Consider the following 16,983-nt stretch of genomic DNA (forward strand, 5'->3'; position numbering starts at 1 on the left):
CTCAAGGTTTCGTCATGGCGGCGTAACACGCAGGCCGCATACTGCAAGGCATCCAAGGCGACAAACCGGCTGCAGATTGGGCAGATTCCTGGAACCCGTCACCAGCGCTTTGGGTTCCTCATTTCGAAGGGCCGCTCGCCACCAGGCAGCGGCCCTTTCTCTTTGCGGTCCGCGCAACGCCGGCGGGTAAAGAATCTGAAAAATTGGGAGACCCGTTCTCGCACTGTGAGATGCTCCCGCGCCAGCCGACGCCAGCTCCTCAGCCCGCCCCGGGTCCTCATACCTTCGAGCACGGATGCCCCTCGAGCGTCCGCCCTTGTCATGACCGCCGTGTTTCCCCGCCTGCTGCTGACCGCCTGCGCCATTGCCTGTGCCTCCGCCTGGAGCCAGCAACAGTCCCCTCAGCAAGACTCCGACAACCCCGCCAAGCCCGCGCCGGCGCCCGTACACAAACAGCCGGCCGCTGACAGCAAGGCCGCACCGGCCAGCCAGCTGGAACGCGTGGAGGTCGACGGGCGCCCCACCGACGAAGCCGTGCGCCGCGCCTCCACCGCATCGAAGATCATCATCTCGCGCGAGGAGATCGAGCGCTACGGCGACAGCACCGTCGGCGAGGTGCTCAAGCGCCTGCCCGGCGTGACCACCGGCGGCCGGCCCGGTCGCGGCGGCGAGGTGCGGATGCGCGGCATGGGCAGCGGCTACACGCAGATCCTCGTCAACGGCGAACGGATGCCGCCCGGCTTCTCGCTGGACCAGTTGCCGCCGGACCAGATCGAACGCATCGAGGTGATGCGCGCGCCCACCGCCGAGTTCGGCGCCCGCGCCATCGCCGGCACGATCAACATCGTGCTGCGTGAGGCGCTGCAGAAGCGCTCCAACGACCTGCGCCTGGCCGTCTCCGAGGAGCGCGGCCAGTTGCGCCCGAACATCGGCTGGTCGCGCAACGACAAGCTCAACGACGAGGGCGGCGCCTACAACATCAGCGTCAACGCGATGCGCAACGAGCGCTACGACGATTCGCGGCCGAACTCGGACACCGTCGTGCCCAGCCGCGGCGTCAGCAGCCATGTCGAGACCGTTGGCCAGAACAACGCGACCAACGAGTCGATCAACGCGAACGCGCGCCTGCAGTGGCGCCTCGGCCCCGGCGGCGACCAGTTCTCGCTGCAACCCTTCTTCGTCGTGTCGAAGAACAACACGGCCAACGAGGTCCGCCAGACGCAGAGCTACTGCGACACCACGGCGCCGGAGGCGGACGTCGACCCGGGCGAGCTGATCCAGTGCCAGCAGTACGACCATGCGGTGACGAACTCCGACTCGCGCTTCGCCACCTTGCGCCTGCATTCGCAATGGACGCAGCACCTGGACACGGACACGAAGTTCGAGCTGCGCACCGCCATCGGCGGCGCCCGCGGCTCGGGCCATTCGTTCCGCCAGGAGTACCTGGACGGCGCCCCCTCGCGCGACCAGGACGACACGACCAAGAGCCGCGACAGCTCCTGGAGCCTGACCGGCAAGCTCTCGCACCAGCTGGCCAACGAGCACAGCCTCGTCGGCGGCATCGAGGCCGAAGGCACGGGCCGCAACACCAGCCGCGTGACCCTGCAGGACGGCCTGCCGCGCCCGCAGCTCGCCGACTTCGGCGACAACCTCGCCGCCGACACGCTGCGCTTCGCCTGGTACGGGCAGGACGAGTGGAGCGTCGGCAAGCAGTGGTCCTTCTACGCCGGCCTGCGCGGCGAATCGATCGCCACGCACAGCACCGCGGCCAGCTACGAGGTGCGCAACAAGTCCGTCGTGTGGACCCCGCTGCTGCACGGCGTGTGGAAGTTCGACGAAAACAGCCGCGACCAGATCCGCGCCAGCCTCACGCGCAGCTACCGCGCGCCGCAGTTGAACGACCTGACCGCCCCGCCCTCGATCAACTCGCAGTACCCCTGCCTCGGCACGGCGCTGTGCGGCCCCAATGAGGCCAACGCGGCCGACCGCATGGGCAACCCGAACCTGAAGCCCGAGCTGGCGCGCGGCGTGGAGGTGGGCTATGAAAACTACCTGAGCAAGGGCGGCATCGTCAGCGCCAATGTGTTTTACCGCCACATCGACAACCTGATCCGCAACGTCACGGAGCTGGAGACAGTGTCGTGGGCCTCCACCGAACGCTGGGTCGCGCGGCCGCGCAACATCGGCACGGCCAAGACCTACGGCATCGAGCTGGAGGCCAAGTTCCGGCTCGACCAGTTCTTCGAAGACGCGCTGCCGATCAATGTGCGCAGCAACCTGAGCCTCTTCCGCTCGTCGGTAGATGGCATCGTCGGCCCCTACAACCGCCTCGACCAGCAACCGCGCTACACCGGCAACCTGGGTGGCGACTACAAGCTGCGCAGCCTGCCGCTGACGCTGGGCGCCAGCCTCAACTACACGCCGGCGAACCAGGTGCAGGAAACGCCGCTGCAGCTGACCAGCAGTTCGAAGAAGTCCGTGCTGGACGCCTTCGCGCTGTGGAACTTCAACATGAACACCGCGCTGCGCCTGTCGGCCACCAACCTGACCGCGCTGGACTACGCCACCGGCAGCGTGATCAACACGCAGTACAAGACGATCAACAGCAACAGCAACGGCCGCACCTTCGTGCTGTGGGCGGCGAGGCTGGAGATGAAGCTGTAACGCCGGTCAGCGGCGGGAGCCGAGGATGCGGGCGGGCAGGAAGAGGATGGCGCGCAGCAGTTCGAACAGCGCCTCGAAGGTGATGCCCACCAGCCGGAAGGGCAGGCACAGCAGCCAGACGATGGGCCACATCACCAGCGCGAGCAGCGCCAGCGGCCAGCACAGCACGAACAGCAGGCACCAGAGCAGGAATCCGAACATCGCAGCATCTCCGTGAGGTCGATGAGCGGACTCTAGGCGGCCACAAGCTCGCGTCCAAGCGCCGTGCGACGAACTGCACCAGGGCGTGAACAGACGGCGAGTCGCAAACGCCAGCATGGCGCGATCCGATGCGTATTGGCGCGATCGGATTTTCCGGATCGGTCCGCCTTGTAGAAGATGGCGGTGCTTCGACAAACACTCATGGACATGAAAAACAAACCCGTCGCCCTGATCACCGGTGCCTCCTCCGGCATGGGCAAAGACTTCGCGCTGCGCCTGATCGCGGAGGGCTACACGGTCTACGCCGCGGCGCGGCGACTCGAGCGGATGCAGGACATCGGCGAGGCGGGCGGACTGCCCTTGGCGATGGACGTCACGGACGATGCCTCCATGGTGAACGCCGTGTCCCGGATCCTCGATGAACAGGGGCGGATCGATGTCCTGATCAACAACGCGGGCTACGGCCAGTACGGCGCGCTGGAAGACGTTCCCGTGGCGGAAGGCCGGCGCCAGATGGAGACAAACCTGATCGGCCTGGCCCGCCTGACCCAGTTGTGCCTGCCCACGATGAGGGCGCAAGGGCGCGGCCGGATCTTCAATATCTCGTCGATCGGTGGCAAGCTGGCCACGCCGCTGGGCGGCTGGTACCACGCATCGAAGTTCGCGCTGGAGGGCTACTCGGATGCGCTGCGCAACGAGGTGCGCCGCTTCGGCATCGACGTGATCGTGATCGAACCGGGCGGCATTGCTTCGGAGTGGTCCGGGATCGCGACGGACGAGGCGGAGAAGCACTCGGGTGCGGGCGCGTACGCACCGATGGTGAAGAAGTTCAGCACCATGCAGAAGGACATGCGCAAGCTCCCCGGCCCACGGGTGATCAGCGACCTGATCGTCAAGGCGCTCCGGTCCAGGCGACCCCGCGCTCGCTACCACGGCGGCTTCCTGGCCAGCCCCATGCTCTTCCTGCGCCGGCACCTGTCCGATCGCCTCTTCGATCTCGTCATCTCGTCGGCCTTCCGGTGAGCTAAGGTGCGGGCATGAGCGCGACCCGTATCCCGATGCTTGCCTCGACCTCGGCGCGGTTCACGGCGCTGGGGCTCGACTCCCGCAAGGTCTTGGCGCGTGCGGGGCTTTCACCGGCCGTCACGCAACGCGGCAGCCTCGATACGCCGCAGTTCTTCGCGGTCTGGCACGCGATCCTGGAGCTGTCCGGGGATCCGCTGATCGGCCTGCGGATCGGCAGCGAGACGGGCCCCGCCCAGCTCGAAGCAGCAGCGATTGCTGCCCTGCACTCCGCCACCTTCGGCGATGCGCTGGCCCGCCTGGCCCGGTACAAGCGCCTGTGCTGCCCGGAAGAGATCCGCGTCGAGCGCGAAGGGCCGCTGGCGCGCCTGAGCTTCCACTGGATCCTCGCCGACGAGATCACGCCGCACGCGATCAGCGATGCGGCCTTTGCCTCCGCGCACGCCATCGCTCGGCGAGGCGCGGGCCACACGATCACGCCGCGCAGGCTGGAACTGATGCGCACGCCGCCGAGCGTTGCGCCCTACGCCGCGCACTTCGGATGCGAGGTGCGCACCGGCTGCGCGGGAGATGCCCTCGTGTACGACGCCGCTGCGCTTGAGGTCCCCTTCGTCTCGCACAACGAAGACCTCCTCGCCGTGCTGGTGCCGGCGCTGGACGCCCAGGTCGAGGCACTGGGCGAGATCGCGATCGAGAAGCAGGCGCGCGCCGCGCTGACGCGGCTGATGCGCGGCGACCGTCCGAGCATCGAGACGCTGGCGCGCCAGCTCAATATGAGCACCCGCTCGCTGCAGCGGCGTCTCGGCGATGCGGGCACCAGCTACCAGGCCGTGCTGGACGGCGTGCGCCTGGAGACGGCACGACGGCTGCTGGCGGAGACGAGCTTCACGCCCGGCGAGATCGCGTTCTTCCTGGGCTTCGAGGAAGCCAATTCGTTCCAGCGCGCGTTCCGGCGCTGGGAGGGACGCACACCCATCCAATGGCGGGAGGAGCGGGCACCGCAAGTGCTCGGCCAGCCGGGCGGCAGGCGCAAAAAAGGCCCCCTGGATCGCTCCGCGGGGGCCGTCAAGATTTCGCGTTAGGACAGAGGTACGGATCCGAAAATCAGAAGTGGTACTCGGCGCGGACCATCGGGGTCTTCGCCGTGGCGCCGGGACCGGCGGCGCCGCCAGCGTCGTTGCCGAACTTGTTCTTCCAGTACTGGTACTCGACGCCGACCTTGAAGGTGTTCTTGCCGGTGATGTCGTACATCACCTGCATGTCGATGTCGGTCTCGGCCTTGGTGTTGCCGCCGAACTCATCCTTGCCCTTGCTGGCGATGAAGTTGGCGAAGCCCTCGAACGAGAAGCCGGCGCCCAGCGGAATGCCCCAGGCCAGCGCCAGCATCGGATGCGTCTTGTACGTGTAGCGCGAGACGCAGGTGCTGGTGTAGTCATTGCACGGCGCATTGCTCTCGCGCAGCAGCAGCAGGCTGGCATTCAGGAAGCCGGGCACGTCGAAGTTGACCGTGGGGCCCAGCACCAGCATGCGCTTCTTCGAGTTGTAGCCGGCGTCGCTCTTCGTGTTGTAGTCGAAGCCCCAGGTCAGGCCGTAGCCGCGGATGCCGGTGGACTTGAACGAGGTGCCGCTCATCTTCTCGAAGTCCAGCGTGTTGCGGTACACGATGTAGACCTCCTGCGCGCCGCTCTTCGCGTCGACGCCGGACGGGTCGTTCTTGTCGGACATCAACATGTCCAGCGTGAAGAAGTTCGTGCCGTACTTGAAGCCGCTGACGTGCGTCAGGCTGAGGATGTTCTTCTTGATGTCGTTGCCTTCGTACGGCTCGGCGAACTTGGTGCCGTAGCGGTAGCCGATCGAGGTGTCGCTCCAGTCGGCGGCGTGGGCCGCGGTGGCGGCGCACAGGGCGGCCGCGGTGCAGATCATGGAGATGGCGAGTTTCTTCATCATCACGTGTTCCCCTTTGAGGTTTGAAAAATCCGGTGGTGCCGAAGTCGCGCGGGCATGGCTCCGCCGCGACAGGCGGCGGGTGCGCTTGTCCCTTGGGTACTGCTGTCTACTTCTCGCGGGCCGCCGCGCGGGACGGCGGCGGCCGGGTGGCGGCGTCCTTACTTGCCGGACGGCACCTTGCCTTCCACGCCCTTGATGTAGAAGTTGATGCCGGACAGGAACTTGTCGTCCGCGACCTCATCCTTCTTCACCAGGACCTTGCCGGTCTGGTCGACGATCGGGCCCTTCCAGATCGCGAAGGAGCCGTCCTTCAGGCCGGCCTTGGCCTTCTCGACCGCGTCCTTGGCTTCCTGCGGCACGACCTCGGAGATCGAGACCAGGTCGATCGCGCCTTCCTTGACGCCCCACCACGAGTGCGCGCCGGCGCCGGCTTTCCATGTGCCGTCGAGCGCTTCCTTGACCGCGTGGATGTAGTACGGCGCCCAGTTGATCGTGGCCGAGGCCAGGTGGGCCTTGGGACCGTAGGCGGTCATGTCGGAGTCCCAGCCGAAGGCGTACTTGCCGTTCTTCTCGGCGGTCTGCAGCACGGCCGAGGAGTCGGTGTTCTGCATCAGCACGTCGGCGCCGCCGTTGATCAGCGATTGCGCGGCTTCGGTTTCCTTCGGCGGATCGAACCACTCGTTGACCCAGACGACCTTGACCTTGATCTTCGGGTTCATCGACTGCGCGCCCAGCGTGAAGCTGTTGATGTTGCGCAGCACTTCAGGGATGGGCACCGAGCCGACGACGCCCAGCGTGCCGGTCTTGCTCACCTTGCCGGCGACGATGCCGGCGAGGTACGCGCCCTCATAGGTGCGCGAGTCGTAGGTGCGCATGTTGTCGGCCTGCTTGTAGCCGGTGGCATGCTCGAACTTCACATCCGGCGTGTCGGCGGCGACCTTGAGCATCGGCTCCATGTAGCCGAAGGTGGTGCCGAAGATCAGCTTGTTGCCCTGGGCGGCCATGTCGCGGAACACACGCTCGGCGTCGGCACCCTCGGGCACCTTCTCGACGAAGCTGGTCTGGATTTTGTCGCCGTATTCCTTCTCGAGCGCCTTGCGGGCGTTGTCGTGCGCGAAGGTCCAGCCGCCATCGCCGACCGGGCCGACGTAGGCGAAGGCGATCTTCAGCGGCTCGGGCTTGGCCGGCGCTGCAGCCGAGGCCGGTGCCGACGGCGCCTCGGCCACCGGGGGTGCCGCTTCCTCCTTCTTGCCGCAGGCAGCCAGCGCCAGCGCAGCCGCGCTGACTGCCGCCAGTTTCAAAAAGTCCCGTGTCTTCATGGTCATGACATCTCCGTATGTGAGGATGGGCAGTGCTAGTGGTGAAAGTGGGCTCGCGATGGTCAGATCAGGAGCCCGGGAAAAACGGTTTGCCGAGCGATGCGGGCATGTTGGCGCGGATGAAATTGGCGTTGCTCGAGATCAGCACCAGCACGACGATCGTCGCCAGGTAGGGCAGCATGCTGAGGAACTGGCTCGCCACTTCGACGCCCTGCCCCTGCAGATGGAACTGCAGCATCGTGACGAAACCGAACAGGTATGCACCTAGCAACACCCGTGCCGGACGCCAGGTGGCGAAGGTCGTCAATGCCAGCGCAATCCAGCCCTTGCCGGCCACCATGCCCTCCACCCACAGCGGCGTGTAGATCACCGACATGTAAGACCCCGCCAAGCCGCACAGCGCGCCACCGGTGACCACCGCCGCCAGGCGGATCTTGCGCACCGGATAACCCAGCGCATGCGCCGACTCCGGCGATTCGCCCACCGCGCGCAGCACCAGGCCCGCACGCGAGCGGTACAGGAACCAGGTCAGGAACAGCATCAGCAGGATGCCGCCGTAGACCAGCGGATGCTGCTTGAACAATGCCGGGCCGACGAAGGGAATGTCCGCCAGGCCCGGGATCTCGAAGCTGGGCCGCGGGCCGAGCTTCTCCTGCGTGTAGCGCAGGCCCACGAAGGCCGAGAAGCCGGTGCCGAACAGGCTCAGCGCGAGGCCGGCCGCGTACTGGTTGGTGTTGAGCCAGATCACCAGCAGCCCGAAGGCCAGCGCCAGCAGCGCACCGGCGGCCATGCCGGCGGCGAAGGCCAGCCAGTCGTTGCCGGTGTGCACGGCGGTGGCGAAGCCGGCGATCGCGGCGACCAGCATCATGCCCTCGGCGCCGAGGTTGACGATGCCGGCGCGCTCGTTGATCAGCAGGCCCAGCGCGGCCAGCGCCAGCAAGGTGCCGGCGTTCATCGATGCTGCGATCAGCAGCGCAATCGAATCCATGTTCATGCCGCCACCGCCTTCCGCGCGTGACCCCAGCGAATGCGGTAGTTGATCAAGGTGTCCGAGGCCAGCAAGGTGAACAGCAGCAGGCCCTGGAACACGCCGGTGATGGACTTGGGCAGGCCCAGGCGCGACTGCGCCAGCTCGCCGCCGATGTAGAACATGCTCATCAGGATGCCCGAGAACACGATGCCCACCGGATGCAGGCGCCCGACGAAGGCGACGATGATGGCCGCGAAGCCGTAGCCGGCCGGCACGTAGGGCGTGAGCTGCCCCAGCGGCCCGGCCACCTCCAGCGCGCCGGCCAGGCCCGCCATGCCGCCGGACAGCAGCAGCGCCGTCCACAGCGCCCGCGTCGACGAGAAGCCCGCGTAGCGCGCCGCTGCCGGCGCCAGGCCGCCGACCTGCAGCGCGAAGCCCGCGTAGGTACGGAACAGCAGCACCCAGAAGCCCAGCACCGCGGCGATGGCGATCAGCACGCCGATGTTCATCCGCATGCCGGTGACCAGGCGCGGGATCTTGGTGACGGCCAGGAAGCTGATCGACTGCGGGAAGTTGTAGCCGTTCGGATCCTTCCAGGGGCCGAACACCGCATAGGTCAGCAGCAGGTTGGCCACGTAGACGAGCATCAGGCTGACCAGGATCTCGTTGGCGTTGAAGCGCGAGCGCAGGAAGGCCACGATGCCGGCCCAGGCCATGCCGCCGACGATGCCAGCCAAGAGGATCCACAGCACGATCAGCCCGCTGGTGTCGGGCCCGGCCTGCATCGCGACCCAGCCGCCGGCCATCGCGCCGATGATGAACTGCCCTTCGGCGCCGATGTTCCAGACGTTGGAGCGGAAGCACAGGGCCAGGCCCAGCGCGATCAGCACCAGCGGCGTGGCCTTGATGCTCAGCTCGGCCCAGGCGCGGCCGGTCTTGATCGGCTCCCAGAAGAACATCTGCAGGCCGCGCGCCGGGTCCTTGCCCAGCAGCACGAAGAGAACGATGCCCAGCAGCACGGTCACCGCCAGCGCCAGCAGCGGCGAGGCGAGCGACATCCACTTGGACGGTTGGGGGCGAGTCTCAAGCCGCAACAAGATGCGCTCCTTCACCGGTCCACAGGCCGCTCATCCATTCACCGATCTGCGTACGCGTGGCATCGGCGATCGGCACCGGCGGCGAGAGCCGCCCCTTGGCCATCACGACGAGGCGGTCCGAGATCTCGAACAGCTCGTCCAGTTCCTCGCTGACGACCAGCACCGCACAACCGGCATCGCGCAGCTTCAACAGCTCGCCGCGGATCTGCGCCGCGGCCCCCACGTCCACGCCCCAGGTGGGCTGCGAGATGATCAGCAGCTTCGGCTTCGCATCGATCTCGCGGCCGACGATGAACTTCTGCAGATTGCCGCCCGACAGGCTGCGCGCCGCTGCATCGGGGCCGCTGGCCTTGACCTTGTAGCGCGCGATCAGGTCCTCGGCCAGCGCCTGGACCCGGCCGACGCGGATCCAGCCGGCGCCCGTCACCGTCTCGGTGCGGGTCAGTAGCGTGTTCTGCGCCAGCGACAGCGTCGGCACCGCGCCGCGGCCCAGGCGTTCCTCCGGCACGAAGTTGAGCCCCATCCGTCTTCTTCGTCTCGCACTCGCCCGCGCGATGTCCTTGCCGAACAGCGCCACCGTGCCCGGCGTGCCGCGCGGGTCTTCGCCGGACAGCGCCGCCATCAGCTCCTGCTGGCCGTTGCCGGACACACCGGCCACGCCGACGATCTCGCCGGCGCGCACCTGCAGGTCCACGTCCACCAGGGTCGTGCCGAAGGGTGAGGACTTCGCCAGGCTCAGGCGCTTGAGTTCCAGTGCCACCGCGCCGGCCTTGCGCGGCTCGTGCTTCAACTGTGGAGGCTCGGCGCCGATCATCAGCGCCGAGAGCTGCGCGCTGGTCTGCGTGCGCGGATCCACCTCGCCGGTGACCTTGCCGCCGCGCAGCACCGTGCAATGCGTGCACAGCGCGCGGATCTCGTCGAGCTTGTGGCTGATGTAGAGGATCGAGCAGCCCTGGCTGCTGAGCGTGCGCAAGGTCTCGAACAGCTTCAGCGCGGCCTGCGGCGTCAGCACCGAGGTGGGTTCGTCGAGGATCAGCAGCTGCGGCTTGCACAGCAGCGCGCGGACGATCTCCACCCGCTGACGCTCGCCGACCGACAGCGTGTGCACCGGCCGATCGGGGTCCACCTCCAGCCCGTAGCTGGCCGCCACCTCACGTATCTGGGTGGTGACTTGCGCCAGGCTCAGCGTCTTCTCCAGCCCCAGCCAGACGTTCTCCGCCGCGGTCAGCGTGTCGAACAGCGAGAAGTGCTGGTAGACCATGCTGATGCCTAAAGCGCGGGCCTGGGCCGGGCTCTTGATGACGACCGGCTGGCCATTCCAGCGCAACTCACCCTCGTCGGGCTGCACCGCGCCGTAGATGATCTTCATCAGCGTGGACTTGCCGGCGCCGTTCTCCCCCAGCACCGCATGGATCTCGCCCGGCTTCACCCGCAGGCCGACACCGGTGTTGGCTTTGACGCTGGCGTATTGCTTGCTGATGCCGGTGGCTTCCAGGCGGAGTGGGGGCGTGGTCATGGCGCGGGATTATCCAACGGTGGGAAGGGCTGCCGAGCGGCCCGCCACGAAGCTGCGGACCAGGTTGCGTTCGTCTGAAAGGCTCATCCAGGCGAACACCTTTTCGTGCAATTCCCGGGCCACCGCATGGCGGGCCTGCGCCACCGGGCCGCGGGCCCAGTCCCAGACGCAGACGTCGGCCAGCAGACCGGTGTCGAAGGAGCCTATCTCGTCGCCCAGCTGCAAGGCCTCGGCCGCGCCGCGCGTGGCCGCATGCAGGGCCGCCCAGGCGCTCAGGCGGTGGCCGCCCATCGCCTGGACCTTGTAGCCGTCCAGCAGGTTGCGCTGGATCGACAGCGAGGTGCCGCCGCCGACGTCGCTGGCCACGCTGACCGCAAAGCCCGCACCGCGGGCGGCGGGCCAGTCGAACAGGCCGCTGCCGAGGAACAGATTGGACGAGGGGCAGAACGCCACCTGCGCGCCGGTGTTCGTCAGCGTGCGGCGGTCCTGCGCATCGAGCCAGATGCCGTGGGCCAGCACCGCGCGCGGGTGCAGCAGGCCCTCGCGGGCGTAGACGTCCAGGTAGCTGCGCGCCGTCGGGAACAGCTGGGCCACCCATTCGACCTCGCTGCGGTTCTCGGCCACGTGGGTCTGCATGTAGAGCGAGGCGTCGGCCTTACACAGGGCGCCGGCCATCGCGAGCTGCGCCGGCGTGCTGGTCGGGGCGAAGCGGACGGTGACGGCATAACTGAGACGATCGACGCCATGCCAGCGGTCGATCAGGTCGATGCAGTCGCGCTCAGCCTGGGCCACGTCGTCGCGCAAGCCGTCCGGCGCATGGCGGTCCATCAGCACCTTGCCGGCAATGAGCCGCATGCCGCGCTGGCGGGCGGCCTCGAACAGCGCCTCGGCCGAGACCTTGTGGACGGTCGGGAACACCACCGCCGTCGTCGTGCCGTGCGCCAACAGCGCATCGAGGAAGTGGCCGGCACCGGCCCGCGCGACGGCCGGGTCGGCATAGCGGCACTCGGCCGGGAATGTGTATTTGTTGAGCCAGTCCAGCAGCTCGGTGCCATAGGAGCCGATCACGTCGAGCTGCGGGCAGTGGACGTGGGTGTCGATGAAGCCCGGCAGGATCAGCTTGCCCGCATGGTCCTCGCGGCGGTACTCGGGGCCGGGCTCCTCCTTCTGCACGCCGGCGATGCGACCGTCGGGGCCGATCAGCAGCCAGTGGTCGGGGCGGTAGCGCACGGCAGGGTCTTCCAGGGCGGCCCAGCCGGGCTGCGCGCCGAAATCCAGCAGATCGCCGCGCAGGGCCAGGCCCTGCGGCGTCGGACTCACGGTCATTGACTTTCCTTGTTCTCGGGTTTGGGGGTATTCAATCGGGAGGCGATCTCGCGCACCTGCTCGCGCAGCCAGCGCATCGCCGGCGCCGCGTGGCTCTGCTCATGCCAGAGCTGGTAGTAGCTCATGCGCGGGAAGGCCACCGGGCACTTGACGATGGTCACCGGCAGCTCGTCCACATAGCGCGAGCAGAACAGCCGGCCGGTGGTCAGCACCAGGTGGCTGCGCGCCACCATCTGGGGCAGCTGCCCAAAATGGGCACTCCGCACCGCGATGGCGCGCGTGAGCCCCAAGGTGGCGAGGTGCTGGTCGATCACGCCGGGCATGCCCGGCGAGAGCGGCATCGGCGCCAGATGCCGGCAGCCGAGGTACTTGTCCACCGTGAAGCCGCCGCGCGTGGCGGCGGCGCGCGCCATCGGGTGGTCGCGGCTCATCAGGCAGACGACCTCGTCGCTGAGCAGTCGGCCCAAGTGCAGCTCGGAGGGCGGCTGCAGCCAGTTGCCGATCACCAGGTCCAGCTCGCCGCGCGCCAGGCCCCGGCGATAGTCGAAGTGGGCGTTCAGCGGCTGCAGGTCAAGATGGATGCCGGGTGCCAAGGTGTTCAGGTGAATTACCAGGTCGGGCAGGAAGTGCGGGTCGAGATAGTCGCTGGCGGCAATGCGCAGCTGCATCTCGGCGGTAGCGGGGTCGAAGGCCGTCTTGCGGCGGCGCTTGCCGAACAGCAGGTCCGCGTCTTGCAGAAGCCTGGCAGCCGGCTCGAGCAGCTCCAGCGCGGCGGCCGTGGGCGTCATGCCCGCGCCGCTGCGTACCAGCAGCGGATCGCCGGTCAGCGCGCGCAGCCGCTTCAGCTGCGCGCTGACCGCCGGCTGGGTGCTGTGCAGCCGCAGGGCGGCCCGGGAAACGCTGTGCTCGGTAATCACGGTGTGCAAGACCCGTACAAGTTGTAGCTCGATCTTGTCGAAATCCGTTCTCAGGCTCATACGTCATTCTGTATACACATCATGAGCTTGATCGTATATCTTCCAGGCATGAACGCAGTACCTTATGGGTAAACACCGAGACGGACTTTTGATGAACGAACAACGCCCCCTGCGCTTCTTCCACCGCGGCGAAATCCAGGAAGTGCAGAACCTGCCGACGACGACCACCGTCTTGCAATACCTGCGCCAGCACGCCCATTGCGCCGGCACCAAGGAAGGCTGCGCCGAAGGCGACTGCGGCGCCTGCACGGTGCTGGTCGGAGAACTGGACGAGGCAGGCCAGGTCCAGCTGCGCAACGTGAATGCCTGTACACAGTTCCTGCCGACCCTGGACGGCCGCGCGCTGCTGACCGTCGAAGACCTGGGCCACGCCGACGCGCTGAATCCGGTGCAGCAGGCGATGGTGGACTGCCACGGCTCACAGTGCGGCTTCTGCACCCCGGGCTTCATCACGAGCATGCAGGCCTGCTACGAACGCCACTGCGAGGCGGGCACACGGCCGACGCGCCAGCAGCTGGCCGACGACCTCGCCGGCAACCTGTGCCGCTGTACCGGCTACCGGCCGATCCTGGACGCCGGCCAGCAGATGTTCGAGGCGCCCGAGCAGCGCATCGACCGCGCGCCGATCGCAGCAGCACTGAAGACCTTGCAGTCCGATGAAGCGCTGCGTTATGCCGCGGCGAGCCCGGCCTTCGGCGGCCGCGTCGACGAGTTCCACGCACCGCGCACCGTCGAGCAACTGGCCGCTCTGCGCGAGGCCAAGCCGCAGGCGCGACTGCTGGCCGGCTCCACCGACGTGGGCTTGTGGGTCAACAAGATGTTCCGCGACCTCGGCGAGCTGATCTACACCGGCCAGGTGGCCGAGATGCGCGAGATCCGCCGCGAGGCGGACGCACTCTGGATCGGCGCCGCCGTCACGCTGGAGGACGCCTGGGGCGCGCTGGCCGCCGAGGTCCCCGCCCTGCGCGAGCTGTGGCTGCGCTTCGCCTCGCCGCCGGTGCGCCAGGCCGGCACGCTGGGCGGCAATATCGCCAACGGCTCGCCGATCGGCGACGGCCCGCCCGCGCTGATCGCGCTGGGCGCCGACATCATCCTGCGCAAGGGCGCCCAGCAGCGCCGCATGAAGCTGCAGGACTTCTACCTCGACTACATGAAGAACGCGATGCAGCCGGGCGAGTTCGTCGAGGCGCTGAGCGTGCCGATCCCCGCCGCCGGCTGGCAGTTCCGCGCCTACAAGATCAGCAAGCGCTATGACAGCGACATCTCCGCCGTCTGCGCCGCGCTGACCCTGCGGCTGGAGAACGGCGCGGTCGCCGAGGCGCGCTTCGCCTTCGGCGGCATGGCGGCCATCGTCAAGCGCGCCGCCGCGGCCGAGGCCGCCGTCGTCGGCCAGCCCTGGACCGAGGCCACCGCCCAGGCCGCCGCCACCGCGCTGGCGCAGGACTTCAAGCCCCTGTCGGACATGCGGGCGAGCGCCGCCTACCGGATGAAGGTGGCGCAGAATCTGTTCCGCCGGCTGTGGCTCGAAACCCGCGAGTCCGATCCCGTTCCCAGCCGCGATCTCAGCGTCTGGCAAGCCGTTTCTTTCGTCTAAGCGAGGAGCCGCCATGAACAAGCCGCTCGAATTCCAGGTTAGCGCCGAGGCGCTACCCCAAGTGGGCGTCAACAAGACGCACGAATCCGCCGCCCTGCACGTCAGCGGCGAAGCCACCTACATCGACGACATCGCGGAAGCTGCGAACACGCTGCACGCGGCGCTGGGCCTGTCGCCCGTCGCGCACGGCAAGCTGCTGTCGATCGACCTGGAGCTGCTGAAGAAGCAGCCCGGCGTCGTCGCCGTCTACACCGCCGCCGATTTCCCCGGCGAGAACAACTGCGGCCCGCTGCTGCACGACGACCCGATCCTCGCCGGCGAAACCCTGAGCTACCTCGGCCAGCCGGTCTTCGCCGTCATCGCCACCGACCGTGAACTGGCCCGCCGCGCCGCGCACATGGCCAAGCAGGCGATCAAGTACGAGGCGCTGCCCGCGATCCTGACGGCGAAGGAAGGCCACGCCGCCGGCCAGTACGTGCTGCCGGCGATGCACATGACGCGCGGCGAGCCCGCAGCCGAGATGGCCAAGGCGCCGCACAAGCTCGACGGCGAATGGTCCGTCAACGGCCAGGAGCAGTTCTACCTGGAAGGCCAGATCAGCTACGCGCTGCCGCAGGAAGGCAATGCGCTGCTGGTGCACTGCTCGACCCAGCACCCGAGCGAAATGCAGCAGCTGATCGCCCATGCGATGGACTGGCATTCGAACCAGGTGCAGGTCGTCTGCCGGCGCATGGGCGGTGGCTTCGGCGGCAAGGAATCGCAGTCGGCGCTGTTCGCCTGCGTGGCCGCGCTGGCCGCGACCCGGCTGCGCCGGCCGGTCAAGCTGCGCCTGGACCGCGACGACGACTTCATGATCACAGGCCGTCGCCATGGCTTCGACTACCGCTGGCAGGTCGGCTACGACGACGCCGGCCACATCCTCGCCGCCGAGATCGAGCTGATCTCCAACTGCGGCCACTCGGCCGACCTCTCCGCGCCGGTGATGGCCCGCGCGCTGTGCCACTTCGACAACGCCTACTGGCTGCCGCACGTGGCGATGCACGGCTACTGCGCGCGCACCAACACGCAGAGCAACACCGCCTTCCGCGGCTTCGGCGGCCCACAGGGCGCGCTGGCCATCGAGATGATCATCGACTCGGTGGCGCGCAAGCTGGGGCTCGACCCGCTGCTGGTGCGCCAGCGCAATTTCTACAGCGACGGCAAGGACGTCACGCCCTACGGCCAGAAGGTCGAGGACAACATCATCAAGCCGCTGACCGACCGCCTGGCCGAGCAGTGCGGCTACGCCGAGCGCCGCGCAGAGATCACCGCGTTCAACGCGCAGAGTCCGGTGCTGAAGAAGGGCCTGGCGCTGACGCCGGTGAAGTTCGGCATCAGCTTCAACGTGGTTCACCTGAACCAGGCCGGCGCGCTGGTGCACGTCTACACCGACGGTTCCATCCTCGTGAACCACGGCGGCACCGAGATGGGCCAGGGCATCAACACGAAGATCGCCCAGGTCGTCGCCCATGAGCTGGGCGTGAGCCTCAAGCACGTGCGCGCTACCGCCACGGACACGCAGAAGATCGCCAACACCTCGGCCACCGCCGCCTCCACCGGCGCCGACCTGAACGGCAAGGCCGCGCAGGATGCCGCGCGCAAGGTCAAGCTGCGCCTGGCCGCGCTGGCCGCCAAGCTGCTCGGTGGCACGGCGGAAGAGGTGCGCTTCGGCGGCGATCACGTGCGCTCGGGAGAGGCCGCGATGCCCTTCACCGAGCTGGTCGCCAAGGCCTATCTCGAACGTGTGCAGTTGTGGAGCGACGGCTTCTACGCCACGCCGGGCCTCAGCTGGGACCGCGTCAAGATGACCGGCAAGCCCTTCTTCTACTACGCCTATGGCGCGGCCGTGGCCGAGGTGCTGGTGGACACCCTGACCGGCGAGAGCCGCTGCGTGCGCGCCGACGTGATCCACGACGTGGGCCAGTCCTTGAACCCGGCCATCGACATCGGCCAGGTCGAGGGTGCCTTCGTCCAGGGCATGGGCTGGATGACCACCGAGGAACTGAAGTGGCATCCGCAGAGCGGCTTGCTGACGACCCACGCACCCAGTACCTACAAGATCCCCACGGCCAACGACAGCCCGGCGATCTTCAAGGTCAGCCTGTTCGACCAGCCCAACCGCAGCGACAGCATCCACCGCAGCAAGGCCGTCGGCGAACCGCCGCTGCTGCTGCCCTTCTCGGTGCTGCTGGCGATCAAGGACGCGGTGGCCGCCGCCGGCGGCGAGCGCTGCGATCCGAAGCTGCTGGCGCCGGCCACGGCCGAAGCGGTGCTGAACGCGCTGGAGACCTGCTGAGGCGGCGCGTCTAG

General features: G+C 67.9%; 13 protein-coding genes. 5 read left to right on the top strand and 8 right to left on the bottom strand.

The window, feature by feature from the left end; genetic code table 11:
* Positions 1–321 precede the first annotated feature (321 nt).
* On the top strand, positions 322–2,664 hold the full coding sequence (locus SNE35_RS00390; protein ID WP_320420748.1) for a TonB-dependent receptor plug domain-containing protein: 2,343 nt from the start codon (positions 322–324) through the stop codon (positions 2,662–2,664).
* A gap of 6 nt (positions 2,665–2,670) precedes the next feature.
* Here SNE35_RS00390 and SNE35_RS00395 read toward each other — a convergent pair whose 3' ends face one another.
* Entirely contained in the window at positions 2,671–2,865 is a 195-nt protein-coding gene (locus SNE35_RS00395; protein ID WP_320420749.1) for a hypothetical protein, read from the bottom strand.
* Positions 2,866–3,066: 201 nt separating this feature from the next.
* On the opposite strand from SNE35_RS00395, the gene SNE35_RS00400 reads away from it, so the two are divergent.
* Together SNE35_RS00400 and SNE35_RS00405 are read left to right on the top strand one after the other, a co-directional pair.
* Positions 3,067–3,888, top strand: a complete 822-nt coding sequence (locus SNE35_RS00400; RefSeq protein ID WP_320420750.1) for an oxidoreductase — start codon at positions 3,067–3,069, stop codon at positions 3,886–3,888.
* A gap of 14 nt (positions 3,889–3,902) precedes the next feature.
* On the top strand, positions 3,903–4,970 hold the full coding sequence (locus SNE35_RS00405; protein WP_320420751.1) for an AraC family transcriptional regulator: 1,068 nt from the start codon (positions 3,903–3,905) through the stop codon (positions 4,968–4,970).
* A gap of 22 nt (positions 4,971–4,992) precedes the next feature.
* Here the strand turns inward: SNE35_RS00405 and SNE35_RS00410 are convergent, their stop codons facing one another.
* From SNE35_RS00410 to SNE35_RS00440, 7 genes are all read right to left on the bottom strand, one after another.
* A complete protein-coding gene (locus SNE35_RS00410) occupies positions 4,993–5,832 on the bottom strand; it encodes an outer envelope protein (RefSeq protein WP_320421586.1) in 840 nt (279 codons plus the stop codon).
* 161 nt (positions 5,833–5,993) lie between these two features.
* A complete protein-coding gene (locus SNE35_RS00415) occupies positions 5,994–7,160 on the bottom strand; it encodes a BMP family ABC transporter substrate-binding protein (protein WP_320420752.1) in 1,167 nt (388 codons plus the stop codon).
* A 61-nt stretch (positions 7,161–7,221) separates the two neighbouring features.
* A complete protein-coding gene (locus SNE35_RS00420) occupies positions 7,222–8,142 on the bottom strand; it encodes an ABC transporter permease (RefSeq protein WP_320421587.1) in 921 nt (306 codons plus the stop codon).
* Between the two features lie 2 nt (positions 8,143–8,144).
* A complete protein-coding gene (locus SNE35_RS00425; RefSeq protein WP_320420753.1) occupies positions 8,145–9,221 on the bottom strand; it encodes an ABC transporter permease in 1,077 nt (358 codons plus the stop codon).
* Positions 9,208–10,737, bottom strand: coding sequence for an ABC transporter ATP-binding protein (locus SNE35_RS00430; protein ID WP_320420754.1), 1,530 nt, complete (start codon positions 10,735–10,737; stop codon positions 9,208–9,210). Before SNE35_RS00430 ends, SNE35_RS00425 begins: the two co-directional genes overlap by 14 nt.
* A 9-nt stretch (positions 10,738–10,746) precedes the next feature.
* Positions 10,747–12,063 (bottom strand): guanine deaminase, encoded by a 1,317-nt coding sequence (guaD, locus tag SNE35_RS00435; protein WP_320420755.1) that lies wholly within the window; start codon positions 12,061–12,063, stop codon positions 10,747–10,749.
* On the bottom strand, positions 12,060–13,040 hold the full coding sequence (locus SNE35_RS00440) for a LysR family transcriptional regulator (RefSeq protein ID WP_320420756.1): 981 nt from the start codon (positions 13,038–13,040) through the stop codon (positions 12,060–12,062). The genes guaD and SNE35_RS00440 overlap by 4 nt, the downstream gene beginning before the upstream one ends.
* 91 nt (positions 13,041–13,131) lie before the next feature.
* Here SNE35_RS00440 and xdhA point away from each other — a divergent pair, with 91 nt between their 5' ends.
* Positions 13,132–14,634, top strand: coding sequence for a xanthine dehydrogenase small subunit (gene xdhA, locus SNE35_RS00445; RefSeq protein WP_320420757.1), 1,503 nt, complete (start codon positions 13,132–13,134; stop codon positions 14,632–14,634).
* A gap of 13 nt (positions 14,635–14,647) precedes the next feature.
* Positions 14,648–16,969: a xanthine dehydrogenase molybdopterin binding subunit gene (gene xdhB / locus SNE35_RS00450; RefSeq protein ID WP_320420758.1), complete on the top strand. Its 2,322-nt coding sequence runs from the start codon at positions 14,648–14,650 to the stop codon at positions 16,967–16,969.
* The last annotated feature ends 14 nt before the right edge of the window (positions 16,970–16,983 follow it).

The organism is Roseateles agri (assembly GCF_034043675.1).
In the GTDB taxonomy this organism is placed as follows: domain Bacteria; phylum Pseudomonadota; class Gammaproteobacteria; order Burkholderiales; family Burkholderiaceae_C; genus KK5.